The sequence below is a fragment of the Burkholderia cenocepacia genome (assembly GCF_014211915.1).
GTDB classification, from domain to species: domain Bacteria; phylum Pseudomonadota; class Gammaproteobacteria; order Burkholderiales; family Burkholderiaceae; genus Burkholderia; species Burkholderia orbicola.
This window is the reverse complement of record NZ_CP060039.1, coordinates 2,443,145-2,465,734: the sequence shown is the minus strand read 5'-3', so window position 1 is coordinate 2,465,734 and position 22,590 is coordinate 2,443,145. Positions and strand designations below refer to the sequence as shown.

General features: G+C 65.8%; 20 protein-coding genes. 10 read left to right on the top strand and 10 right to left on the bottom strand.

Annotation, left to right across the window (positions count from 1 at the left end; all coding sequences use genetic code 11):
• Positions 1-11 precede the first annotated feature (11 nt).
• The 5 genes from SY91_RS11730 (at position 12) to SY91_RS11710 (ending at position 10,586) form a co-directional block, all read left to right on the top strand.
• Complete coding sequence (locus SY91_RS11730) at positions 12-1,064, top strand: microcin C ABC transporter permease YejB (protein ID WP_011549770.1); 1,053 nt, start codon at positions 12-14, stop codon at positions 1,062-1,064.
• The gene (locus SY91_RS11725; protein WP_006475985.1) at positions 1,018-2,121 is read left to right on the top strand and encodes an ABC transporter permease; all 1,104 of its coding nucleotides are present in this window, start codon (positions 1,018-1,020) and stop codon (positions 2,119-2,121) included. The genes SY91_RS11730 and SY91_RS11725 overlap by 47 nt, the downstream gene beginning before the upstream one ends.
• Positions 2,121-3,755, top strand: coding sequence for an ABC transporter ATP-binding protein (locus SY91_RS11720; RefSeq protein WP_023475940.1), 1,635 nt, complete (start codon positions 2,121-2,123; stop codon positions 3,753-3,755). The genes SY91_RS11725 and SY91_RS11720 overlap by 1 nt, the downstream gene beginning before the upstream one ends.
• A 112-nt stretch (positions 3,756-3,867) precedes the next feature.
• On the top strand, positions 3,868-7,041 hold the full coding sequence (locus SY91_RS11715; RefSeq protein WP_043887399.1) for a multidrug efflux RND transporter permease subunit: 3,174 nt from the start codon (positions 3,868-3,870) through the stop codon (positions 7,039-7,041).
• 824 nt (positions 7,042-7,865) lie between these two features.
• Positions 7,866-10,586, top strand: a complete 2,721-nt coding sequence (locus SY91_RS11710; RefSeq protein WP_006475988.1) for a TonB-dependent receptor plug domain-containing protein — start codon at positions 7,866-7,868, stop codon at positions 10,584-10,586.
• 299 nt (positions 10,587-10,885) lie between these two features.
• Here the strand turns inward: SY91_RS11710 and SY91_RS11705 are convergent, their stop codons facing one another.
• Entirely contained in the window at positions 10,886-11,902 is a 1,017-nt protein-coding gene (locus SY91_RS11705) for a hypothetical protein (protein WP_043887394.1), read from the bottom strand.
• A 670-nt stretch (positions 11,903-12,572) separates the two neighbouring features.
• Between SY91_RS11705 and SY91_RS11700 the strand changes: the two genes are divergently transcribed.
• The 4 genes from SY91_RS11700 (at position 12,573) to SY91_RS11685 (ending at position 14,662) form a co-directional block, all read left to right on the top strand.
• A complete protein-coding gene (locus SY91_RS11700) occupies positions 12,573-12,992 on the top strand; it encodes an organic hydroperoxide resistance protein (RefSeq protein ID WP_011545433.1) in 420 nt (139 codons plus the stop codon).
• Positions 12,993-13,057: 65 nt separating this feature from the next.
• On the top strand, positions 13,058-13,384 hold the full coding sequence (locus tag SY91_RS11695; RefSeq protein ID WP_006475993.1) for a DUF4148 domain-containing protein: 327 nt from the start codon (positions 13,058-13,060) through the stop codon (positions 13,382-13,384).
• 63 nt (positions 13,385-13,447) lie between these two features.
• A complete protein-coding gene (locus SY91_RS11690; protein WP_023475944.1) occupies positions 13,448-13,777 on the top strand; it encodes a DUF4148 domain-containing protein in 330 nt (109 codons plus the stop codon).
• Between the two features lie 168 nt (positions 13,778-13,945).
• Positions 13,946-14,662: a GNAT family N-acetyltransferase gene (locus tag SY91_RS11685; RefSeq protein ID WP_023475945.1), complete on the top strand. Its 717-nt coding sequence runs from the start codon at positions 13,946-13,948 to the stop codon at positions 14,660-14,662.
• Positions 14,663-14,714: 52 nt separating this feature from the next.
• Here SY91_RS11685 and SY91_RS11680 read toward each other — a convergent pair whose 3' ends face one another.
• The 3 genes from SY91_RS11680 to SY91_RS11675 form a co-directional block, all read right to left on the bottom strand.
• The gene (locus tag SY91_RS11680) at positions 14,715-15,170 is read right to left on the bottom strand and encodes a MarR family winged helix-turn-helix transcriptional regulator (protein ID WP_012328506.1); all 456 of its coding nucleotides are present in this window, start codon (positions 15,168-15,170) and stop codon (positions 14,715-14,717) included.
• Positions 15,171-15,281: 111 nt separating this feature from the next.
• The gene (locus SY91_RS35030) at positions 15,282-15,410 is read right to left on the bottom strand and encodes a hypothetical protein (RefSeq protein WP_012328505.1); all 129 of its coding nucleotides are present in this window, start codon (positions 15,408-15,410) and stop codon (positions 15,282-15,284) included.
• The gene (locus SY91_RS11675) at positions 15,407-15,778 is read right to left on the bottom strand and encodes a GFA family protein (protein WP_023475946.1); all 372 of its coding nucleotides are present in this window, start codon (positions 15,776-15,778) and stop codon (positions 15,407-15,409) included. Before SY91_RS11675 ends, SY91_RS35030 begins: the two co-directional genes overlap by 4 nt.
• Before the next feature lie 483 nt (positions 15,779-16,261).
• Here SY91_RS11675 and SY91_RS11670 point away from each other — a divergent pair, with 483 nt between their 5' ends.
• Positions 16,262-17,725: an MFS transporter gene (locus SY91_RS11670; RefSeq protein WP_023475947.1), complete on the top strand. Its 1,464-nt coding sequence runs from the start codon at positions 16,262-16,264 to the stop codon at positions 17,723-17,725.
• Positions 17,726-17,783: 58 nt separating this feature from the next.
• Here SY91_RS11670 and SY91_RS11665 read toward each other — a convergent pair whose 3' ends face one another.
• The 6 genes from SY91_RS11665 to SY91_RS11640 all read right to left on the bottom strand — a co-directional run bounded on the left by SY91_RS11665 (position 17,784) and on the right by SY91_RS11640 (position 22,553).
• Positions 17,784-18,677 (bottom strand): LysR family transcriptional regulator, encoded by an 894-nt coding sequence (locus SY91_RS11665; RefSeq protein WP_006475999.1) that lies wholly within the window; start codon positions 18,675-18,677, stop codon positions 17,784-17,786.
• A gap of 95 nt (positions 18,678-18,772) precedes the next feature.
• Positions 18,773-19,600 carry an alpha/beta hydrolase gene (locus SY91_RS11660; RefSeq protein WP_023475948.1) on the bottom strand — a complete coding sequence of 276 codons (828 nt, stop codon included), beginning with the start codon at positions 19,598-19,600 and terminating at the stop codon, positions 18,773-18,775.
• Between the two features lie 226 nt (positions 19,601-19,826).
• Entirely contained in the window at positions 19,827-20,210 is a 384-nt protein-coding gene (locus tag SY91_RS11655; protein WP_023475950.1) for a VOC family protein, read from the bottom strand.
• Positions 20,211-20,244: 34 nt separating this feature from the next.
• Positions 20,245-21,207, bottom strand: coding sequence for a hydroxymethylglutaryl-CoA lyase (locus tag SY91_RS11650; RefSeq protein ID WP_043887397.1), 963 nt, complete (start codon positions 21,205-21,207; stop codon positions 20,245-20,247).
• Positions 21,208-21,228: 21 nt separating this feature from the next.
• Entirely contained in the window at positions 21,229-22,431 is a 1,203-nt protein-coding gene (locus tag SY91_RS11645) for a CaiB/BaiF CoA transferase family protein (protein WP_185921153.1), read from the bottom strand.
• Positions 22,371-22,553, bottom strand: a complete 183-nt coding sequence (locus SY91_RS11640) for a hypothetical protein (protein ID WP_185921162.1) — start codon at positions 22,551-22,553, stop codon at positions 22,371-22,373. The genes SY91_RS11645 and SY91_RS11640 overlap by 61 nt, the downstream gene beginning before the upstream one ends.
• Positions 22,554-22,590: the final 37 nt, after the last annotated feature.

Genomic DNA, 22,590 nt, shown 5'->3' with positions numbered 1-22,590 from the left:
GGAGAACAACCATGCTGGCATACATACTCAGGCGCCTGCTGTTGATGATCCCGACGCTGATCGGCGTCGTGACGATCACGTTCGCCGTCACGCAGTTCGTGCCGGGCGGCCCGGTCGAACAGGTGCTCGCGCAATTGCGCCACGGCAGCGCGCGCGGCGGGGAGGCGGGCGGAGGCGCGGGCGGCTACCACGGCAGCCAGGGTGTCGACCCGCAGCAGATCGAGCAGATTCGCAAGCAGTTCGGCTTCGACAAGCCGCCGCTCGAACGCTACGTGCTGATGCTGAAAAGCTATGCGACGTTCGACCTCGGCCAGTCCTACTTCGCGCACCGCAGCGTGTGGGCGGTAATCCGCTCGAAGCTGCCGGTGTCGATCACGCTCGGGCTTTGGACGGTGATCCTCACGTATCTCGTGTCGGTGCCGCTCGGCATCGCGAAGGCGGTGCGCAACGGTTCGCGGTTCGACACCGTGACGAGCGTGCTGGTGCTGACCGGCTATGCCGTGCCGGGCTTCGTGCTCGGCGTGCTGCTGCTGATGCTGTTCGGCGGCGGCACGTTCTGGCAGGTATTCCCAATGCGCGGGCTCACGTCGGACAACTTCGACGACCTGACGCTGATCGGCAAGACGCTCGACTATCTGTGGCACATGGTGATGCCGGTCACCGCGTCGGTGATCGGCAATTTCGCGATCGTCACGATCCTGACGAAGAACACGTTCCTCGATGAAATCGGCCGGCAATACGTGCTGACCGCGCGCGCGAAAGGGGCGCCGGAGCGCGACGTGCTGTGGAAGCACGTGTTGCGCAATGCGGCGATCCCGCTGCTCACCGGGTTGCCGGCCGCGTTCGTCGGTGCATTCCTGAACGGCAACCTGCTGATCGAGACGCTGTTCTCGCTCGACGGGATGGGGCAACTGTCGTACGACTCGGTGATCCGCCGCGACTATCCGGTCGTGCTCGGCTCGCTGTTCCTGTTCACCCTGATCGGTCTGCTGACCAAGCTTATCGCGGATATCTGCTATGTCCTCGTCGACCCCCGTATCCAGTTCAGCCGCCTGGACCACTGATCCAGCGTGCGCGTCGTCGCCGTCGCCGTGGCGGCGCACGTGGCAGCGCTTTCGTGCGCAGCCGCTCGGCTATGCAAGCCTCGCGATCTTCGCGACGTTGTTCGTGCTCAGCCTGTGTGCCGACGGCCTGTCGAACGATCGGCCGCTGCTCGTGCGCTACGACGGGCACTATTACTTTCCGATCGTGAAGGACTATCCGGAGACCGAGTTCGGCGGCGACTTTCCGGCGAAGACCAACTATCTCGACCCGTACATTCGCGCGAAGCTCGAGACAGGCGGCAATTTCGCGATCTATCCGCCGAATCGCTACCGTTACGACACGATCGACTATTTCGCATCGCGGCCGTATCCGGCGCCGCCGTCGGCGAGCAACTGGCTCGGCACCGACCAGTTCGGCCGCGACGTGCTCGCGCGACTGCTGTACGGGTTCCGGCTGTCGGTGCTGATGGCGTTCGCGCTGACCGTGTCGGGGGTACTGGTCGGCGTGCTGACCGGCGCGCTGCAGGGCTTCTACGGCGGCCGCACCGACCTGATCGGGCAGCGCCTGATCGAGATCTGGAGTGCGTTGCCGGACCTGTACCTCTTGATCATCTTCGCATCGATCTTCACTCCTTCGCTGTGGTTGCTGTTCATCTTGCTGTCGATGTTCGGCTGGCTCGTGCTGTCCGACTACGTGCGCGCGGAGTTCCTGCGCAACCGCGCGCTCGACTACGTGAAGGCCGCGCGCACGATGGGGCTGTCGAACTGGCAGATCATGTGGCGGCACGTGCTGCCGAACAGCCTGACGCCGGTGATCACGTTCCTGCCGTTCCGGATGAGCGCGGCGATCCTGTCGCTGACGAGCCTCGACTTCCTCGGCCTCGGCGTGCAGCCGCCCACGCCGAGCCTCGGCGAGCTGCTGCAGGAAGGCAAGAACTACCTCGACGCGTGGTGGATCTCGATCTCCGCGTTCGCGGCGCTCGTCATCACGCTGCTGCTGCTGACCTTCATGGGCGACGCGCTGCGCAACGCGCTCGACACGCGCTCGCGCGGCTCGGCATTCGGCGGGGAGCGATGATGGCGAACGCGTTGCTTCAGATCGACGGGTTTTCGGCGCGCTTCGGCGCGAAGGCGGCCGTGCAGGACCTGAGCCTGTCGGTCGGCCGCGGCGAGCGCGTGGCGCTCGTCGGCGAATCGGGGTCGGGCAAGAGCGTGACGGCGCTGTCGATCCTGCGCCTCGCGCAGCAGGCGACGCTGTCGGGACGGATGCTGTTCGACGGCGAGGACCTGCTCGCGAAGACCGAACGGCAGATGCGCGGGATTCGCGGCGCCGACATCGCGATGGTGTTCCAGGAACCGATGACGGCGCTGAATCCGCTGTATACGATCGGCAAGCAGATCGCCGAGAGCCTGCGGCTGCACGAGGGGCTGCGGCCGGGCGATGCGCGCGAGCGGGGGATCGCGCTGCTGCGGCGCACCGGGATTCCGGAGCCGGAACGGCGCATCGACAGCTTTCCGCATCAGTTGTCGGGCGGGCAGCGGCAGCGCGCGATGATCGCGATGGCGCTGGCATGCCGGCCGCGGCTGTTGCTGGCCGACGAGCCGACGACGGCGCTCGACGTGACGGTGCGCCAGCAGATCGTCGACCTGCTGATCGAACTGCAGGAGCAAGAGGCGGCCGCGCGCGGGATGGCCGTGCTACTGATCACGCACGACCTGAATCTCGTGCGGCGTTTTGCGCAGCGCGTGGCCGTGATGGAGCAGGGCGTGCTCGTGGAGACGAACACGACCGACGCGCTGTTCGCCGCGCCGCAGCACGCCTATACGCGCCGGCTGCTCGACAGCGCCCCGCAGCGGGACGTCGAGCCGGTCGCGGCCGGCGCGCAGACGATTCTCGACGTGCAGGACCTCGCCGTCGATTACCGCATCGCGGCGAAGGGCTGGCGCGCGGTGCTCGGCAAGACGACGTTCCGCGCCGTGCACGATGTGAAGTTGAACCTGAGGCGCGGCGAAACGCTGGGAATCGTCGGCGAATCGGGCTCGGGAAAATCGACGCTGGCGGCGACGGTGCTCGGCCTGCAGCGGCCGGCCGCGGGCTCGATCGAAATCGACGGCATGCCGCTGGACGCGCTGCGGACGACGGGCGGCAGGCACGCGCTGTACGGCAGGATGCAGGTCGTGTTTCAGGATCCGTTCGGCTCGCTGTCGCCGCGGATGACGGTCGAGCAGATCGTCGGCGAGGGGCTCGCCGTGCACCGGCCGCAGGTTGCCGGCGCCGCGCGGCGCGCGCGGGTCGCCGCGCTGCTGCAGGAGGTCGGCCTGCCGGCCGAGGCGATGCTTCGCTATCCGCACGAATTTTCCGGCGGCCAGCGCCAGCGCATCGCGATCGCGCGCGCGCTGGCGGTGGAGCCGGAGCTGCTGGTGCTGGACGAGCCGACGAGCGCGCTCGACGTGTCCATCCAGAAGCAGGTGCTGAATCTGCTGACGAATCTGCAAAAGAAGTACAAGCTGAGCTACCTGTTCATCACGCACGATCTCGCGGTGATGCGTGCAATGGCCCACCGGGTCGTGGTGATGAAGGCGGGGCGGGTGGTCGAGGAGGGCGATACGCTCGACGTGCTGCAGGCGCCGTCCCATCCGTATACGCGCGCGCTGCTGGCGTCGTCGATGCTGGCGCCGGTGCGCGGTTCCCGAGAGAGAACCGATGATTGACGTGAACCGGGCGAAGTACGCCCAGGCCGCCCACACGCCGTGCGGCGGCGCCGGCGGTGATGCCGTTCCGCGGTCCCGCGCCGAAACGCCGGCGGTTCGCTGACGCATGCCGATGCCGTCGTTCTTCATCGATCGTCCCGTCTTTGCGTGGATCGTTGCGCTCGCAATCGTCGTCGCGGGCGTGCTCGCCATTCCGCAGCTTCCGATCGCGCAGTATCCGCGGCTTGCGCCGCCGCGGGTCGTGATCACGGCCGCGTATCCGGGCGCGTCGACCGAGACGGTCGACGGCGACGTCGGCAGCATCATCGAGGAAAGCCTCGACGGCGCCGACGGGCTTCTGTATTACGCGACGAGCAGCGACGGTCACGGCAATCTCGAGATCGACGTCACGTTTTCGCCCGGCACCGATCCGGACATCGCGCTCGTCGACGTGAACAACCGGCTGAAGCAGGTCGAGCCGCGGTTGCCGCAGCAGGTCGTCCAGCAGGGGATCGGCGTATTCAAGGCAGCGAACACGTTCCTGATGCTCGTCACGCTGACGTCGACCGACGGCACGCGCGATTCCGCGCAACTCGGCGATTACCTGAACCGCTACGTGCTGCGCGAACTGAAGCGTGCGCCGGGCGTCGGCGCGGCCGAGCTGTGGGACGCCGGCGAGGCGCTGAGGGTCTGGCTCGATCCGAACAAATTGCGTGAATACGACCTCGGCGCCGACGACGTGATCGCGGCGATCGGCGTGCAGAACGCGACGGTGACGGCCGGTGCGATCGGCGATGCGCCGTTCGAGCGCGGCCAGCAGCTCACCGCGACGATCGTCGTCAAGGGACAGCTGACGTCGCCGGAGGAGTTCGGCCGGATCGTGCTGAAGTCGAAGCAGGACGGTTCGGTGGTGCGCGTCGCCGACGTCGCGCGTGTCGAAATCGGCCGCGACGACTATTCGTTCTATTCGCGGCTGAACGGCCGGCCGGCGGCCACCGTCGGCATTCAGCTCGGCCCGCGCGGCAACGCGCTCGAAACGTCGAACGCGATCCGTGCGCGGCTTGCCGAACTGTCGAGGGTATTGCCGCCGGGCGTGGCGATGGAGATTCCGTTCGATGGCGCCCATTTCGTGACGATCGCGATCCGGGAGGTCGTGCTGACGCTCGTCGAGGCGGTCGTGCTGGTGTTTTGCGTGATGTGGCTGTTCCTGCGCGATCTGCGTTACACGCTGGTGCCGACCGTCGTGATTCCCGTCACGCTGATGGGTGCGTTCGTCGCGATGTGGGCGTTCGGACTGTCGATCAACGTGTTCACGATGTTCGGTCTCGTGCTGGCGATCGGCATCCTTGTCGACGATGCGATCGTCGTCGTCGAGAGCGTGCACCGGGTGATGGAGGAGGGCGTGTCGCCGCGCGACGCCACGCGCCGCGCAATGAAGCGGATCGGCGGTGCGATCGTCGGGGTGACCGCGGTGCTGACCGCCGTATTCGTGCCGATGGCGTTTTTTCCGGGCGCCGTCGGCGGCATCTACCGGCAGTTCGCGGTGGCGATGATCGCTTCGATGCTGGTGTCGTCGTTCATGGCGCTGTCGCTCACGCCCGCGCTGTGCGCGAACCTGCTGAAGCCGGTCGCGCGACACGACGGCGGAATCGGCCACGCGCGGCGACGTGGCATCGGCACGCATCTGGCCACCTGCTTCGGTACGTTCTTCGCGCGCGTCGAATCCGGTTATCGCCGTCTCGCGGTGCTCGCCGTGCGCCGCACCGGCATGGTCGTGGCGGTCTACGCGGTGCTCGTGATCGCATGCGGGCTGCTGTACTGGATGATGCCGGGCGGCTTCCTGCCGACCGAGGACCAGGGGCAACTGCAGGTGATGATCCAGTTGCCGGCGGGCGCCACGCAGGCGCGCACGCTCGCGGTCGTCGAGCGTGTCGAGGCGATCCTGCGCGGGGAGCGGGCGATCGCGAACGTGACGAGCGTGATCGGCTGGAGTTTCGCGGGCAGCGGGCAGAACGTCGGGATGGCGTTCGTGGAGCTGAAGGACTGGGCGCGGCGCGACGTCGACGCGATGGCGTTGCGCGACCGGCTCAACGGGCGTTTCGGCACGATCCTCGACGGCGACGTCGAGGCGTCGCTGCCGCCGTCGGTGCGCGGCATCGGGCATTCCGACGGATTCACGTTCCGGCTCGAGGATCGCGGCGGCGTCGGGCTCGACGCGTTGAAGGCGGCTCGCGAGCAGTTGTCCGGACGAGCGAAAGCGGATCCGTTGCTCGCCGCCGTGCATTTCGAAGACCTGCCGGACGCGCCGCGCATCGAACTCGATGTCGATCGTGCGAAGGCGTATGCGCTCGGCGTGCCGTTCGAGCGAATCGCGGGCCTTCTGGGCGGCACGTTCGGCTCGAACTACATCAACGATTTTCCGGCATCGGGCCGAATGCGGCGGGTGATCATCGAGGCCGACCCGGCCGCGCGCACGACCGATGCGCAACTGATGGCGCTGACGGTGCCGAACCGCACCGGCGACATGGTTCCGTTGTCGGCCATCGCCGCGCCGCACTGGACGGTCGGCCCGGTGATGCTGAATCGCTACAACGGCTATCCGTCGCTCGACATCAGCGGCCGCGCGGCGACCGGCACGAGTTCGGGCGCGGCGATGGCGGAGATGGAGCGGCTCGCCGGCGCACTGCCGGTCGGGATCGGCTTCGACTGGGTCGATGCGGCGCGCGAGGAGCAGGTTGCCGCGAGGCAAACGCCGCTGCTCGTCGGGCTGTCCGTGCTCGCGGTTTTCATGGCGCTTGCCGCGCTGTACGAAAGCTGGACGGTCCCGCTGTCCGTGCTGACGATCGTGCCGCTCGGCATGATCGGCGCGATCGCGGCGGCGCTCGCGCGCGGGATGCCGAACGATGTGTATTTCAAGGTCGGGATGATCACGGTGGTCGGGCTGGCGGCGAAGAATGCGATCCTGATCGTGCAGTACGCGCGCGATCTGGCCGGGAGCGGCGTGCCGCTGCGGCAGGCGGTGATCGACGCGGCCGCCGCGCGATTCCGGCCGATCATGATGACGTCGATGGCGTTCCTGCTGGGCGTCGTGCCGCTCGTGCTGGCGACCGGCGCGGGTGCGGAAAGCCGGCGATCGATCGGCACGGGTGCGTTCGGGGGCGTGCTCGCTGCGACGATGTTCGGGCTCGTGTTCGCGCCGGTGGCGTTTCGGGTGGTGGTATCCGCAGGCCGGCGCGGGCGGCATGCGGCGGTGACGAAGCGCGACGCGCAGCGCGTGGAAACAGCTGAAAATCTGGAGATCGATTGATGGTCGCGACGGGACGTTGGCGGTGCGATCACGGGATGACGGGTGCGCGACGCCTAGCACGTGCTCGAATGGCTGTGCTATCAGGAGTCCGATCTGTTGATCGCGGAACGCTACACGACGGGATTCATGGATCACACGTTCGGACTGTTTCCATGCCAAGGATTCGTGTCTCCTCTCTGGTAAACAAAAAAGTTCGGTCTGACGAGTACCGGTCGCGTGCTCCATTGCGGCGCATGCGCGAGCGGGTGGAAAAGGCAGTCGCACAAGGAAGACAGAACAACGGTAGCGGCGGATGAGCCATATCGATTTTTATTCGGCACCAACCGAGTGCATCTATTGCACCTAAACAAAGTTATGTGGCATCAAATATTTTTTGACGCATCGATTCTGTCCTGCTATGTTCGCGTCCAACGTAAAACTTTGGTAGTGAACGGTAATGAAGATGCCGTGCATTAAGACTTTAAAAGTGAAGACGTAAAGCAGCCCTTCAACGAGCGACTGCCTTTCCTGGCAACACATGCGCGCTAATTGACGAAGCGCCATGGTGCGAATGTTCCAGGGGCATCTTGTATGCGGTCGTTCGATGCACGGAAAGATCGATCCATGTAATTAGGTTTCCTAACTCTATAGGAATGCCGTTTCTTTTATTTCAAATTCATTCCACTCTTCAGTGGAAGAAATAAATTTGAAAGGAATGAGCGGACGGACGGAATGGTTTTTTGATTGCCAGACGACGAATCAGGAACGCGGGGCAACGCTATTTAAAGGCCGGCGAATCTCCGTGCATACAAAAAGGTGAGGCCTTGCGACGACAGAGGGGTGTTATGAAACCAACGGCTTTGGGATCGGCAATACGCAGCATCGTATGGGCTGAAGTCGCGTTGACGGCGGCTTTGGGTACCTCCGCTTACGCGCAGACAACGCCTGTCGACGGGAGCGTCGCCGCCGAGCAAACCGGCAGCACGGCCGCCGCCGCGCCCGCGCCGGCATCGGGCACCGCCGCGGGCGGGCAGACCGTGAAAAAGCTCGACAAGTTCGAAGTGACGGGCTCGCTGATCCGTACATCCGACAAGGTCGGTCACACCGAGGTGCAGGTCATCACCGCGAAGGAAATCCAGCAAAGCGGATACACGACGGTTGCCGATTTCCTGCGTTCGACCTCGGCCAATTCCGCAAGCAGCTGGGGCCAGACGACGATGAACAGCTCGGCCCCCGGCGGCGCCGGCATGGCGTTGCGCGGGCTCAGCGAGAAATACACGCTCGTGCTCGTCGATGGCCAGCGCGTCGCGAACTATGCGCAGTCGGTGAACTTCACCGACACGTTCTTCGATGTCAACGCGATCCCGTTGAACATGGTCGAGCGCGTCGAGATCGTCAAGACCGGCGCGGTATCCGTCTACGGCTCGGACGCGATCGCGGGCGTCGTCAACATCATTACGAAGAAGAACTTTCAGGGCCTGCAGATCGACGGCCAACTCGGCAAGGCGCAGCATCCGGGTGACGGGCAGGGCAACTTCAGTGTACTGGCCGGCTTCGGCGACCTGAATTCGGATCGCTTCAACGTCACCGCGGCCGCCAGCTATTACCGCGATTCGGGCTCGACGCTCGGCGATCGCGACATGACGTCGGCGCAAGACTTCACGCAATATCCCGGCGGGCTGGCAGCGCCGCTCGGGCCGAACCAGCAATCGTACTGGTCGCTGGCGGACGGCTCCAGGGTGCCGCTCTCGCCGTGCCCGCCGGGCAGCAAGACGAGCGCGACCAATTGCACGTATAACCCGGCCGCATCGACATCGCTCGTTCCGTCCACGACGCGCCTGAACGCGAAGGTGCGCGCCACCTTCAAGATCGACGACAACACGCAGGCCTATGCGGGCTTCTGGGTGAGCCGCGATGAAACCGTCCAGTTGCAGGGACCGGCCTCGATCTCGAGCACGACGAACGTCTACAACCCGTCGACCGGGTCCGTTTCGCCGCTGCCGCGCACCGTACCGGTGAGCAACCCCTATAACCCGTTCGGCGTGCCGACGGCGATCAACCTGACCTTCCCGGGCAACGTAGTAGGGGCGGACACGGTATCGACGTTCTGGATGGCGAACACGGGCGTCAAAGGTTCGTTCGACACGGGCAGATTCGGCGCGTGGGACTGGTCGGCCGATTACGGCCACTCGCAGAGCACCGTCGATACGACGTATCGCAACCGGATCAACGTCGCGGGCCTCGAGAACATGCTCGCGAACGGCACCTACAACTTCTCGAACCCGGCCGCCACGCCAAACGGCCTGAACGGCGTTTTCACGGACGACGATCAGCAGGCCATCTCGAAGGTCGACAGCGTGACAGCCAAGGCCTCGACGTCGAATCTCTTCACGCTGCCCGGGGGCCCGGTCGGCCTGGGCCTGGGCACCGAGTTCCGTCACGAATCGTCGACGATCAACCCGCAGACGCTCGCGTCGCAGGGCGTATCCGCACCCGCGAACGTGCAGACGGTGGAGGGTTCGCGCAACGTCGCCGCCGCGTTCTACCAGGTCGACATTCCGATCCTGCGCAACCTGACGTTCACGCAGGCGGGCCGCTACGATCACTACAGCGACTTCGGCGGGGCGTTTTCGCCGAGTTTTGCGCTGCGTTTCCAGCCGGTGCAAATGCTGACGACGTATGCATCGTACAGTCGTGGCTTCCGCGCGCCGACCCTCGTCGAAAACTCGCAGGCCGTCTATCTCTCTCACCAGAACCTCGTCGATCCGAACGATCCGAGCGGTGTGCCGACCAAGCACTTCACGACGGAGCAAGTCGCGGGCAATCCGAATCTTCAGCCCGAGCACACGAAGAACTACAACATCGGCTTCCAGCTTTCACCCGATGCGATGACCGATATCGGTGCGGCGTTCTACAAGGTCCGCATCGACGGCGTCATCGGCACCGACGATCCGAACGCGGTGCTCGTCGCCAACGATCCCTCCCGTGTCGTGCGCAACGCCGACGGGTCGGTGCGTTACCTCGTTCAGCATTTCGTGAACCTAGGTGCGCTCGACACTGATGGCTTCGATCTCAATTTCCGCAAAGCGCTGCGTACCAAGTACGGCACGTTCACGCTCGCAGGCGACTGGACTTATGTGTGGCACTTCAAGCTGCACAGCCCCGGAACCGCACCGCAGGACTTCGCCGGCAACAACCTTGCGCTGCTGCAGCCGTTCGGCGCGAGCAATCCGCGCTGGAAGGGCAATACGAGCGTGAGCTGGGACTACCGGCAACTGACTACCACGCTGACCTGGCAATACACGGGGCCATATACGAACGCCGTGGCCGCGGAATTCGGCGACGGCGGTACGGGATCGGTGGCGTCGTACAGCCAGTTCAACCTCATGTTCAACTATCGCGGCTTCAAGCATTGGACGATTTACGGCGGCATCACGAACCTCTTCGACAAGAAGCCGCCGTTCGACGTCGAGTGGCAAGCCGTGCCCGACATCACTGGCTATGACCAGTCGCTCTACACGAACCTTGGTCGTTTCTTCCAGGTCGGGGCGACGTACCGGTTCTGACAGGGAGGAAGCCGCCAGGCGGCAACCGGTCCCGGCGCGCGGCCCGCGGCCCGCGCCGGGACGACGAAGAACGAGCTGGACCGGGAGCCGGCCTCAGGTCAAGTGCAGAGATGCAGGGTTTGAACGCGAGGACGCTTGGCCAGCAGCGCCTCGCTGCCGTCGATTTCTCTTATTTGACATAATCAACATTATCGACATAACTGGCGGCACGACAGATGCGCCGGTTGGTCGCCCGGTTACGGGAGCGCGGTCCAGCCGGTTTTGTTCAACAGAATGCGCGGGCGCAGAAGAACGAGCGCCTAGAAGTTTCGCGCCACGCCAACCATGAACATGTCCTGATCCTTGTCGTTGCCGGTTGCGACACGATTGAAGCGCAGGCTCGCCGCCCAATCGTTCGTCACCTGATAGGCCACTTGCGCGCTGAGCAACGCATTGAGTCGCGTCCTGCCCGAGCCGTCGTTCCGATCCCGCGAGAGATACGGACCGACGCCCGCCGACAGCGTCCATTTGCTCTTGATCGGCGCGACGTACCAGAGTTGCGCGGCCACGCCGCGTCGGCCGGCCACGCCATTGTTGCCTTCGTAGACGAAGCTCGCCGAATAGGCCCACGCATTGCCGAGCGGCCGCTTGACTTCGACCATGTACCCCCTTTCGATCGGCACTTGAGGACGGTTCGTCTGAGACGTCCCGGCCCAAACGCCGATCTGCGTCTTGCCGTCCGAAAACGCAGGGCCAGGGTCGCCGCCGAAATCCGAGCCGATGCCGAAGAGCACCGCGTCGGAATTGAATCCGCCGATCATCTGGACGTGGTTGTACTGCACCTTGAGAAAGAAGCGCTTGGGAACGACGTAATATCGCACCGCTGCCGACGCGCGCACGCCCCAGCGCTTGTCATTGCGTGGCTGGCCGTCGACATGGGTCGTGTCCATGCTGAAGTACGGGCCCGCCGAAAATTCGAGCGCCAGGCGACTGCCGACCGGCCAACGAAACGAACCCAGGGCGGCAAAACCGTCACGATGGTGATTCAACGGATGCCCTTCGTTCATGTACGCGAGGTAGACCGACAGGTAATCGTTCAAGACGTCACCGAAGCCGACTTCGTACGCACGCCAATGCATATCGCCACCCTCGGTCGCTCGTCCGTCGCCGTACACCGCATAGGCGTTGAGCGTTCTCTCCGATGATTCGAACCCGCTCGGCGAACTACTCGAAGGACCATCCTCGGCGTGCGCGTGTACCGGGCACGCCAGCATTGTCAGGCCGGCGATCGAGCTTGTGAGGACGAAGCGCGAACAGATGTAACGGCACTCTCCCATTTGGCCCCCTCACCTTGGTAAGCGCGTTTTCCTGGAAAAGTTGATACCGATTATAGGCGGCGGACAGCAGGCGTCGAACACGCGTTTACGGCAATTCCCCCTGCCCTGATGGCGAGCATGTTCGGTATCAGGGCATAAGAGTGCGTCGGGTCGGGCGCGTTTCAATGGACGCCAGTTTGGATTTTCAATGAACCTATTATGATAAGAAAAGTTATCCGAATAGTGGTATCGCTTGATCGAACTGCATGTTCCGAGGCAGAAGGTTCAGGCCATCAAATCACCAGAAAATCGGCTCCCTCGCTGAGATCGCGCCATGCTTCGATCTTCGCGCGGCGCGTCGAGGCGCCTGGACGCAACGTCGGGCACCGCTTTGCCGAACAGCGGACGCAACGTCGGCGTATCCGGCTCCAGCGCGGCGAGCACCTGCCGAGCATCTGAAGAACCCCCATCGGCGAGACGGCACCGTCGGACCGGCAACAGCGGGATTAATCAGGTCTGGATCGTCTGAAAGCCCTGCCCTGCAAGGCATGACACGATCCAGATACATTGAAATACAAAATATCGTATGCGATTTAATCGAATACGCTTGACTCAGGTGGGCATCAGGCGGAAACTGCGTCGCATGCGATCGAATCGCATCTGAAACAAACCTCAACCGACGGAGTAAATGATGAGCAAGATCGACAAAGTGCTGTACACGGGCAAGACGCATACGACTTCCGGCGGCCGCGACGGCGCCGCGCGCAGTTCCGATGGCCGCCTCGACATCCAGTTGTCGTCGCCGGGCAGCGCGGGCACCGGCACCAACCCGGAACAGCTGTTCGCGGCCGGCTGGTCGGCCTGCTTCATCGGCGCGATGCAGCTTGCGGCGCGTGCTGCGAAGGTGACGCTGCCGGCCGATCTCGCGGTCGACGCCGAAGTGGACCTCGGCACGGCGGGCAACGCGTACTTCCTGCAAGCCCGGCTGAACGTGAGCGTGCCGGGGCTCGAGCGCGACGTCGCGCAACGCATCGTCGACGCCGCGCACCAGACTTGCCCGTATTCGAAGGCGACGCGCGGCAACATCGACGTCGAGATCCGGATCGCCTGAACGTTGCACCGGGCGGCCGAGCGCCCCCTCCCGAATTCCCGATTCCTTTTCCATCGAGGTGAAACATGAAAACCCAATTGATCGCTGCCCTGTTCGTCGCTGTTTCGGCTGCCGTAGCCGCTCCCGCGTTTGCCAATGAAGCCACCGTGACGCGTGCGCAGGTGCGCGCCGAACTCGCGCAGCTTCAACACGTCGGCTATCCGCTGAACCGCGCGACGGATGCCACCTACCCCAACGATCTGCAGGCCGCATTGACGCAGATCCACGCCGACGACGCCGTCGCGGCCAACGCACCGGCTTCCGGCTACGGCGGCAACGGCGACACCGCGACGCAATCCGGCCGCCGGTATGTCGCAAGCGTGGCCGAGCGCTCGGTGTACTTCGGTCACTGAGCACCACGCCCGGTACGTGAACCCTGATCCCTGTTTATTCCTGATTCGATTTTGTCGAGGTGAATGATGAAGACCCAACTGATTTCCGCCCTTCTCGTTGCCGTGTCGGCCTCCGTCGCCGCACCGGTTTTTGCCGGCGAAAGCACTGTCACACGTGCGCAGGTGCGTGCGGAACTGGCCGCGTTGCAGCAAGCCGGCTACCAGCCGAACCGCCCCAACGATCCGAACTACCCGACCAATATCCAGGCGGCGCTGAAACGGATTCGCGACGACGGCGCCGTCGCGGCCGATACGCAGGCAGCCGGTTACGGCAGCGATGCCGGCGGTGCCGCGCAGTCCGGCAGCCGAAACACGCTGCGCACCGCCGAGCGCTCGATTTATTTCGGGCATTGAGCGCGGCACGGCGAATTCGGCCACTGAAGTCCGCCATATAAAGCGCATGCGATGTAATCGCGTGCGCTTTTCTATTGGGGTTGCCCGGGTCTGCGTTCGCGATGCTATCCGCCCGCCCCCATCCGGGATTATTCTGTGCGGCACCCACCTTCCACCAAGGAGCCGCCAATGCCGGACGCCATGACCGGAAACGCGACAACCGATGCGCACGTGCTCGACCGGGTCGTCTGGAATGCGCTCACGGGCAGGCAGCGCCGCTTTGCGCTCGGCGATGGTCGTGCGGTGCGGTTCCCGACGGCCATCGCGCCATTTGCCGCGATCGACGACACGAGCCCGGCGTCGTTCGACGCGCTGTGCGGGCTGATCGCCGCACACGGGCCGGCGGCGCTCGTCACGCCGGACGAGATCGAGCCGCCGGCAGCTTTGTCGGTGATTCGGCGAGCGACGTTACTTCAAATGACCTGGCAAGGAACCTTGGACACGACGCACGAAGCGGAGCCTGTTCCGCTCGGGGAAGCCGACGTGCCTGACATGCTCGCGCTGACCGCCGCCGCGCAGCCGGGTCCGTTCGGCCCGCGTACGTTCGAGCTTGGCCACTACATCGGCGTGCGCAGTGAAGGCCGACTGGCCGCGATGGCCGGCCAGCGGATGCAGGTCGACGGCTATACCGAGATCAGCGCCGTCTGCGTGGATGCCGCGTTTCGCCGGCAAGGGCTTGCCGCGCGGCTGATCCGGTCGTTGATCGCGACGATCGGCGCGCGTGCGGAAACGCCGTTCCTGCACGTCCTCACGACGAACCGGGTGGCGATCGAACGTTATCTCGCACTCGGTTTCGTGGTCCGTCGCGAGATGCACCTGATGGTGCTGGGCGATGCGCACGCATGACAATGCGGCCGGCGCGATTTCCGCGTCGGCCGCTTGTCGTGCCTGAGTGCTTTCAGGCTTCGGTCGACCGGATCAGGTTGCCGCGCAGCGTGACGATCGCCTTCTGTACCTTGGCGAACTCGTCCGGTTTCAGCCCGGTGGCTTCGACCAGGTTCATGTCGAGCCCCTTCTCGCGCACGCGTCGGCCGCTTTTCGTCAGGCTGACGAGCACCTGGCGTTCGTCGGACGGATCGCGGTGCCGCTCCAGGTAGCCCATTGCCTCGAGCTTCTTCAGGATCGGCGTCAGCGTATTGGATTCGAGAAACAGCTTCTCGCCGAGCTGGCCGACGGTCTGGTTGTCCTGCTCCCACAGCGCAATGATCGTGATGTATTGCGTATACGTGAGGCCGAGCTCGTCGAGGATCGGCTTGTACGCCTTGCCGAACGCGAGGTTCGCCGAGTAGATCGCAAAGCACAGGAACTCGGACAGCTTCGGTGCGGCGGACGACGGGGTTTCGGTCGGTTTCATGGACTTCCTCCAGCGACGCGAACGGTCGCAGATAACCGCATTATATATCGCATGCGATCTTATCGGAAGCATGATAATTGGTGTCGATCGGCTGACGCGCGCCGCGCTCGTTCAGCCCGGCTCGCGGCGCTTGCCGGTTGGCTGACGGCTGATCGACAGCAGCGTGCACTGCACCGGATGCGCGATTTCGGTCGCGAGCCCGCCCGCGGCAAACAGCAGGATCATCAGCCAGCGCTTCATGCTTCCTCCACGACCGAAAGGCTCGCGCCATCGAGGACCGTCGCGTCGAGCGCGGTCGGATCGACGCCGTCGAGGCAACCGAGATTGACGCGCCAGCATGCCGGGTCCTTGCGGGTCTGGTGGAACGGATAGACGCCGCACCGGCTGCAGAAATAGTGGCGTGCGGTGTGCGTGTTGAAGTGATAGCACGTCAGCGCGTCCTCGCCTTCGACGATCGTCAGGTGGGCGGCGGCGAACATCGGGCTCATCAGCGCGCCGCGCCGACGGCACAGGCTGCAGTTGCAGCGGACGGCCGGTGCAATGGCCGCGATGACTTCGAATTTGACGGCCCCGCAATGGCAGGACCCTTTGAACCAGGTGGCAGACATGACGGGCTCCGAAAGAGGTCATGCCTGCTTTATAGCGAACCCGCGCGCGGGCGTTGTATCGCACTGTATCCGCGTTCGGCGCAGATACAGGACATTGCACATCCGCGGCGCGCGCGATCTGGCCGGCGACGGTTGTGTTGGCGCCCACACAGCAGGCGTCATGGTTTTCCCGCCCCGCGGGATGGCGCGGATGCGCATCGTTTTCGATACGCCCCTCCGCCACGCAGGCTGCACTGGCCTGCCAGGCGAATACGGGCCGCCACGCGCGCCCTACCCTTTCTGCTCAGGAAAGGACGCTTGAAACATCCGCAATTATCACGTGCCGCCGATTTGCCCACCATGTATCGGACGATCGGCGCAGCCCGCACGGGCGGCGCTTGCACGCGCCCGGCGATGCCTGCCGTCGCGTCGCGTGGCCGGCGCGTTACACCGGTCGCGAACGCCAGGCCCCGCGCCACGGCATATCGATAATCAGGAGACACGATGAACAGCCAATCCCTCGACCTAGGCGGCCATGCCGGCGGCCCTGAATCCGCCCGGCCGCCGGCCGCTTCAGCAGGCGCCGGCGCCGATGCGGCAGCCCTTCCCGGCCGCCGCGTCACGCTCGGCGATTTCATGGACGATCTGCCGGTCGGCGCATTGCATCGATTCGTCGTCTGGGTAATCGGCGTCGGGCTGTTCTTCGACATGTACGAGATTTTTCTCGTCAGTACGATCGGCTCCGCGTTGCAGCACGAATACGGGCTGAGCCGGCAAAGCGCCGATTTCAAGCTATTGCTGGCGTCGGCGTTCATCGGCATGTTCGTCGGCGCGATGTGCCTCGGCAGCCTGGCCGACCGCATCGGCCGACGCAAGGCGTTCCTGCTCACGCTCGGGTGGTACAGCGCGTTCTCGCTGGTCGGTGCGTTTTCCGTGAACGCCGACATGCTCGTGGCATGCCGGTTCCTGACGGGCATCGGCGTCGGCGCGATCTATCCGGTCGCCGACAGCTTCCTGTCCGAAATCCTGCCGAAGGACAAGCGCGGGCGGCTCGCCGCGTGGGCCTACACGACTTCGTATGTCGCGGTGCCGCTCGTCGGCTTTCTCGCGCTGTGGCTGAATCCGTTGCAGGTGGCGGGCGTCGCCGGCTGGCGCATCATCCTCGCGATCGGCAGTCTCGGCGCCGTGTACGTGCTGCTCGTCCAGCACCGGCTGCCGGAAAGCCCGCGCTGGCTGCTCGCGCAAGGCCGCACGGCCGATGCGCACGCGGCGCTGCGGCGTTTCGCGGAAAGCGCCGGCGTGCGCGTGCCCGAACATTTCGCGGAACCCGTCGAGCCGCAGCGGCCGCTCGGGCTCGGCGAGCGCATCGCGCTGCTGCGCCGCCAACCGTACGGCGCGCGCTATGTGATGCTGGCGATCTTTCACCTGTTGCAGGGCTTCGGTTACTACGGGTTCGGCACGCTCGCCGGCACGGTCGTGAAAAGCCGCGGCTTCGACGTGACGGACAGCACGCTGTTCATCGCGCTGTCGTTCATCGGCTATCCGATCGGCTCGCTGCTGTCGATTCCGCTGCTCAACTGGATCGAGCGCCGTACGCTCGTGATCGTGTCGATCCTGTCGATCGCGGTGTTCGGGCTGTGCTTCGCCTATTCGGGCAATACGGTGCTGATCGTCGGCTTCGGGTTCCTGACGACCTGTGCGTCGAACGTGTTCAGCAACGCGTATCACGTGTATCAGGCCGAGATCTTCCCGGCGCGCGTGCGCTCGACGGCGATCGGCAGTACCTATGCGCTGTCGCGCATCGTGAGCGGCGCGCTGCCGTTCGTGTTGCTGCCGGTGCTCGGCCACTACGGCGCGGGCGCGATGTTCGGCGTGATCTCGGCCGCACTCGGCATCGTCGCCGTCACGCTGCGCGTGCTCGGGCCGCTGACCACGCGGCGCAGCCAGGACGAGATCAATCCGGTTTGACGCGGCGATCGGCACGCGGCGTGCGGAGCCGCACCCCGTGCGTCGCGTTCCATCGCATTCACCGCGCCGACATGAAATCGAACAGCTTCGCGACGTCGGTCGTCAGCACGCTGCCCGCCTTCACGCCGACCCACAGCGTGCGCGTCGCCCACGCGTCGTCGAGCGTCACGACACCGAGCCGCGCCGCGCGCTCGCCGGTCACCGCATCGCGCGGCAGCACGCCGATGCCGAGTCCGGCCTCGATCATCCGGCTCACCCCGTCGAAATTCGATACCTGGATTCGCAGCTTCAGCGAGCGCTCGGCCGCGAACGCCGCGTCGGTCATCCGCGCGAGCAGCGAACTGCCGTCGCTCAAGCCCACGTAGTCCTCGTCGAGCGTATCCGCGAAGCGGATGCGCTCGCGCGCGGCGAACCGGTGCGTGCGTGGCACGAGCAGCACGAGCTCGTCGCGCCGGTACAGCCGCCGTTCGATGCCGGGCGCCGGCACGTTGTCGGCGAATACGCCGAGATCGGCCTTGCCCGACGCGAGCGCGTCGACGATCTCGTGACTCAGCCGCTCCTCGAGGCTGACCTTGATGCCGGGGTTGTCGGTGAGGAACGCGGCGAGATCGGCGGGCAGGAACTGGACGATCGCGGACGTGTTGGTCCAGACGTGGATATGGCCGCGCACGCCGGCGACGTAGTCGCTCATCTCGTGCGCCATCCGGTTGACCTGTTCGATCACCTTCGCCGCATGATCGAGCAGCGCGCGGCCCGCGGGCGTCAGCTCGACACCGCGCGCATGCCGGACGAAGAGTGCGCTGCCGGTCACGCTTTCGAGTTCGGCGATGCGCTTGCTGACCGCGGACAACGTGAGCTGGCCGTGTTCGGCGGCCTTCGTCAGACTGCCGTGCTCGGCGACGAGCGCGAACACGCGCAGCGACTGCAGATCGAAATGAAGCGGGTTCACCATGTCGTGGGGTCCTGGAAGGCCGTGCGGGGTACGCCGTCATCGCGCCGGCCTGACGCCGATCATACGCCCGGCCATGCGCGCGCGATACGGCGCGGCTAGCGCGGCGCGATCGCGTGCAATGCGGCGAGCATCGCGCCGTCGGGCGTCGCGAGATCGTCGAGCACCGCGAAGTGCTGCATGCCGGGCAGCCACGTGCGGGCGATTCGCTCGCCGGCGGCTTCGCACGCCGTCGCGTATTCGTCTGCCTGCCGGATGAGTTCGGGCAGTTCCGCATCGCCGACCGCCACGACGGTCGGGGCGCCGGGCTCGATGTGATGCAGCGGACTGTATGCGTCGACCTCGTGTGCGGTGAGCTGCAGTTTGTCGTTCAGGCAGCACAGCGCGATCGGTTCGAGATCGACGAGCGGGCTGATCGCAAGCGCCGATGCGACGGCCGGATGTGCGCGGTGCATCGCCGTCAGATGGCCGCCCGCGGAGTGGCCGCTCAGATGAATCGGCCGCCCCGCGATCCCGAGGCCGTCGCGGTCGGCCGCGAGATGGTCGAGCAGCGCGCCGATCTCGCCGACGATATCGGTCATCGTCGCGACCGGCGCGAGCGTGTATTCGGCGAGCACGACGTCGTAGCCGCGCGCGAGCGGCCCGCTCGCCGCATACGCGAAATCCTCTTTCGTGCAGTGCTGCCAGTAGCCGCCGTGGATGAACACGAACAGCGGCGCATCGCGCCGCCCGCACGGCAGCCAGTCGAATCGCTGCGCGGGTTGCGCGCCGTAGCGCAGGTCGCGGCGGCCGGGCGTCGCGGCATACAGCGCCGCGCTGCGCGCCTGGCATGACGCGAGCAACGCGGGGAAATCGGGAACAGCCTTCGTGTTCAGGTACGCGGCGTCGAGCGCCGCGCGGTCCATGCCGCGATAGAGGATCGTCATTGGGGAATCGCCCGGATCAGGTTGCGGATGCGCGCGGCGGGTTGGCGCCGTGCGCGCGGCGAAGGCGGCGGCCGGGCCGACGCCGTTGCGCCATTATCCGCAGTGCGGTCGCGCACGGCTATCCGGAATCGGCGGGCGCGGCGCGTGCCTGTCCGCTTTCGGCGAAGGACTGTGGCGCCGGGCGCGCAGCGTGCGGGTGCCCGCGCGGGCGACTGCACCCGGCACGTCAGATCAGCTCGGAGATTTCGATCAGGTTCAGGTCGGGATCGCGCACGTAGACCGAGCGGATTTTCTGCGTCGCGCCCGTGCGTTCGACGGGCCCTTCCACGATCGGCCAGTCGACGCGTCGCAGGTGCGCGATCACGTCGTCGAGCGGAACCGACGCGATGAAGCACAGGTCGAGCGCGCCCGGCACCGGCACATGCGCTTTCGGCTCGAATTCCGCGCCGCGCACGTGGAGGTTGATCTTCTGGTTGCCGAAACGGAACGCGAGCCGGCCCGCGCCGAAGGTTTCGAGCTGCATCTGCAGCACCTCGGTGTAGAAATGCTTCGTCCGTTCCGGATCGACGCAGGTCAGCACGAGATGATCGAGATGGTCGATCAGCGTCATGGAATTCGCTCCTGTTTCTGTTGGGGTTCACGATTCACGAGAAAGCGCGTTGCGCGGGCATGTCGCCGGCGTCGGCGCGCGGCGGCGGATGAAGGTCGGAGCGGAGGCCGGCCTTCAGGATCTGGCTCGGCACGTCGTGCCCGATCAGCGCGGGCAGCCGCGCCGATGCGGCGAGCACGGCCGCCAGATCGATGCCCGTATCGTAGCCGTCGAGCTCGAGCATGTGCACCAGTTCCTCGGTGCACGCGTTGCCGGTCGCACCCGGCGCATACGGGCAGCCGCCGAGCCCGCCGAGCGACGCGTCGAAGCGGTCGATGCCGGCGTCGAGCGCCGCGAGCGTGTTGGCAAGCGCCATCCCGCGCGTGTTGTGGAAGTGCAGCGTGAGCTGCAACGCGCCGAAGCGCTCGCGTGCGCGGCGCGACAGATTGCGCACTTGCGACGGAAACGCCATGCCGGTCGTGTCGCACAGCGTGAAGCCGTGCACGCCGAGATCCGCGAAGCGCTGCATCCACGCGAGCACCGTTTCTGCCGACACGTCGCCTTCCATCGGGCAGCCCATCGCGGTCGACAGCGACACGTTGATCGCGACACCCGTGCCGCGCACCGTGTCGATCACGTCGCGCAACTGCGCGAACGACTGCTCGCGCGTCATCCGCAGGTTCGCGCGGTTGTGGCTCTCGCTCATCGACATCACGAGGTTCACCTCGTCGACGCCGCATGACAGCGCGCGCTCGGCGCCGCGCACGTTCGGCACGAGCACCGTATAGACGACGCCCGGCGCGCGCACGATGCCGTGCATCACGGCTTCCGCGTCGCGCAGCGCGGGAATTGCCTTCGGCGACGTGAACGACGTGACCTCGATCTTCGCGTAGCCGCAGGCGCTCAGCGCGTCGACGAGCGCGATCTTGTCGTCGGTGTCGACGAACGCGGCCTCGTTCTGGAAACCGTCGCGGGTCGCGACTTCGTGGATATGGAGTCGTTGCGGATGCCGGTTCATGGGTTCGTCCCGATGGTTGTTTCAGATCACGCCGCGCGTACGCCAGTCGTCGCGCGTCGCCGCATCGATGCCGAGCGATTCGAGTACCGCATCGGTATCGGCGCCGAGCGCGGGCGCCGGCCGCTCGATGCGCCCGGGCGTCGCGTCGAGTTTCGGCACGATGCCCGGCACCAGCACGGGCGTGCCGTCGGGCAGCGCGGCGTCGACGATCATGTCGCGCGCACGGTAGTGCGGGTCGGCCGCGATGTCGGCTACGTCGTAGATGCGTCCGGACGGAATGCGCGCGTCGTTCAGCGCGGCGAGCACGTCGTCGAGGTCGTGGCGGGCGCTCCATTCGCCGATCGCCGCATCGATGCGCGCGACCTGCGCGACGCGCCCGTCGTTGTGGGCGAGCGCCGGATCGTTGCCCAGATCGGGGCGACCGATCAGTTCCATCAGGCGCCGGAAGATGCTGTCGCCGTTGCCGGCGATCAGCGCGTACTTGCCGTCGCGGCAACGGTACGCGTTGGTCGGCGCGATGCCCGGCAGGCTGCTGCCGGCCGGCTCGCGCACCGCGCCGAACGCCGCATATTCGGGCAGCAGGCTTTCCATCATGTTGAACACCGATTCGTACAGCGCGACGTCGACGACCTGCCCCTTGCCGCCCTGCTGCTCGCGATGCCGCAACGCCAGCAGCACGCCGATCACGCCGTGCAGCGCCGACAGCGAATCGCCGAGCGAGATGCCGACGCGCACCGGCGTGCGGCCCGGTTCGCCGGTCAGGTGGCGCAGGCCGCCCATCGCCTCGGCGATCACGCCGAAGCCGGGCCGGTCGCGATACGGGCCCGTCTGCCCGAAGCCCGACACGCGCAGCATCACGAGCCCCGGATTGATTGCGGACAGTGCGTCCCAGCCGAGCCCCCAGCCTTCGAGCGTGCCGGGCCGGAAGTTTTCGATCAGCACGTCGGTGTCGGCGACGAGGCGGCGCACGACGTCCTGCCCTTCGGGCGTGCGCAGGTCGAGCGTGAGCGAGGTCTTGTTGCGCGACTGCGCGGCCCACCAGACCGACGTGCCGTCGTGCAGCAGCCGCCATTTGCGCAGCGGATCGCCGACGCCCGGCGGCTCGACCTTGATGACCTCCGCGCCGAATTCGGCGAGCATCCGGCCCGCGAACGGCCCGGCGATCAGTTGGCCAAGCTCCAGCACGCGGATGCCGTCCAGGGGCGTGTCATGACTGTCTCCGATGAAAGCGTGTTGTCGATGACGGCGATCATGACGGCGTTCGCGCCCGGCGAAAATCGATCGATGCTCAACCCGCCTTTCCGAAACGGAAAGTCGGTCGTCGGTGCGAGCATGGTGTCGATCACGTAGCGAGCCTCTGCCTTTCCTTGCAGGAAAGCCCGC

Bases quoted from the DNA above. Each gene is read 5' to 3' on its own strand.
- SY91_RS11695 (WP_006475993.1), top strand. From the start codon at position 13,058: ATGAAAACCCAATTGATCGCTGCCCTGTTCGTCGCTGTTTCGGCTGCC.
- SY91_RS11730 (WP_011549770.1), top strand. From the start codon at position 12: ATGCTGGCATACATACTCAGGCGCCTGCTGTTGATGATCCCGACGCTG.
- SY91_RS11675 (WP_023475946.1), bottom strand. From the start codon at position 15,778: ATGTCTGCCACCTGGTTCAAAGGGTCCTGCCATTGCGGGGCCGTCAAA.
- SY91_RS11720 (WP_023475940.1), top strand. From the start codon at position 2,121: ATGGCGAACGCGTTGCTTCAGATCGACGGGTTTTCGGCGCGCTTCGGC.
- SY91_RS11685 (WP_023475945.1), top strand. From the start codon at position 13,946: ATGCCGGACGCCATGACCGGAAACGCGACAACCGATGCGCACGTGCTC.
- SY91_RS11725 (WP_006475985.1), top strand. From the start codon at position 1,018: ATGTCCTCGTCGACCCCCGTATCCAGTTCAGCCGCCTGGACCACTGAT.
- SY91_RS11715 (WP_043887399.1), top strand. From the start codon at position 3,868: ATGCCGTCGTTCTTCATCGATCGTCCCGTCTTTGCGTGGATCGTTGCG.
- SY91_RS35030 (WP_012328505.1), bottom strand. From the start codon at position 15,410: ATGAAGCGCTGGCTGATGATCCTGCTGTTTGCCGCGGGCGGGCTCGCG.
- SY91_RS11690 (WP_023475944.1), top strand. From the start codon at position 13,448: ATGATGAAGACCCAACTGATTTCCGCCCTTCTCGTTGCCGTGTCGGCC.
- SY91_RS11670 (WP_023475947.1), top strand. From the start codon at position 16,262: ATGAACAGCCAATCCCTCGACCTAGGCGGCCATGCCGGCGGCCCTGAA.
- SY91_RS11700 (WP_011545433.1), top strand. From the start codon at position 12,573: ATGAGCAAGATCGACAAAGTGCTGTACACGGGCAAGACGCATACGACT.
- SY91_RS11710 (WP_006475988.1), top strand. From the start codon at position 7,866: ATGAAACCAACGGCTTTGGGATCGGCAATACGCAGCATCGTATGGGCT.
- SY91_RS11650 (WP_043887397.1), bottom strand. From the start codon at position 21,207: ATGAACCGGCATCCGCAACGACTCCATATCCACGAAGTCGCGACCCGC.
- SY91_RS11705 (WP_043887394.1), bottom strand. From the start codon at position 11,902: ATGGGAGAGTGCCGTTACATCTGTTCGCGCTTCGTCCTCACAAGCTCG.
- SY91_RS11655 (WP_023475950.1), bottom strand. From the start codon at position 20,210: ATGACGCTGATCGACCATCTCGATCATCTCGTGCTGACCTGCGTCGAT.
- SY91_RS11660 (WP_023475948.1), bottom strand. From the start codon at position 19,600: ATGACGATCCTCTATCGCGGCATGGACCGCGCGGCGCTCGACGCCGCG.
- SY91_RS11665 (WP_006475999.1), bottom strand. From the start codon at position 18,677: ATGGTGAACCCGCTTCATTTCGATCTGCAGTCGCTGCGCGTGTTCGCG.
- SY91_RS11680 (WP_012328506.1), bottom strand. From the start codon at position 15,170: ATGAAACCGACCGAAACCCCGTCGTCCGCCGCACCGAAGCTGTCCGAG.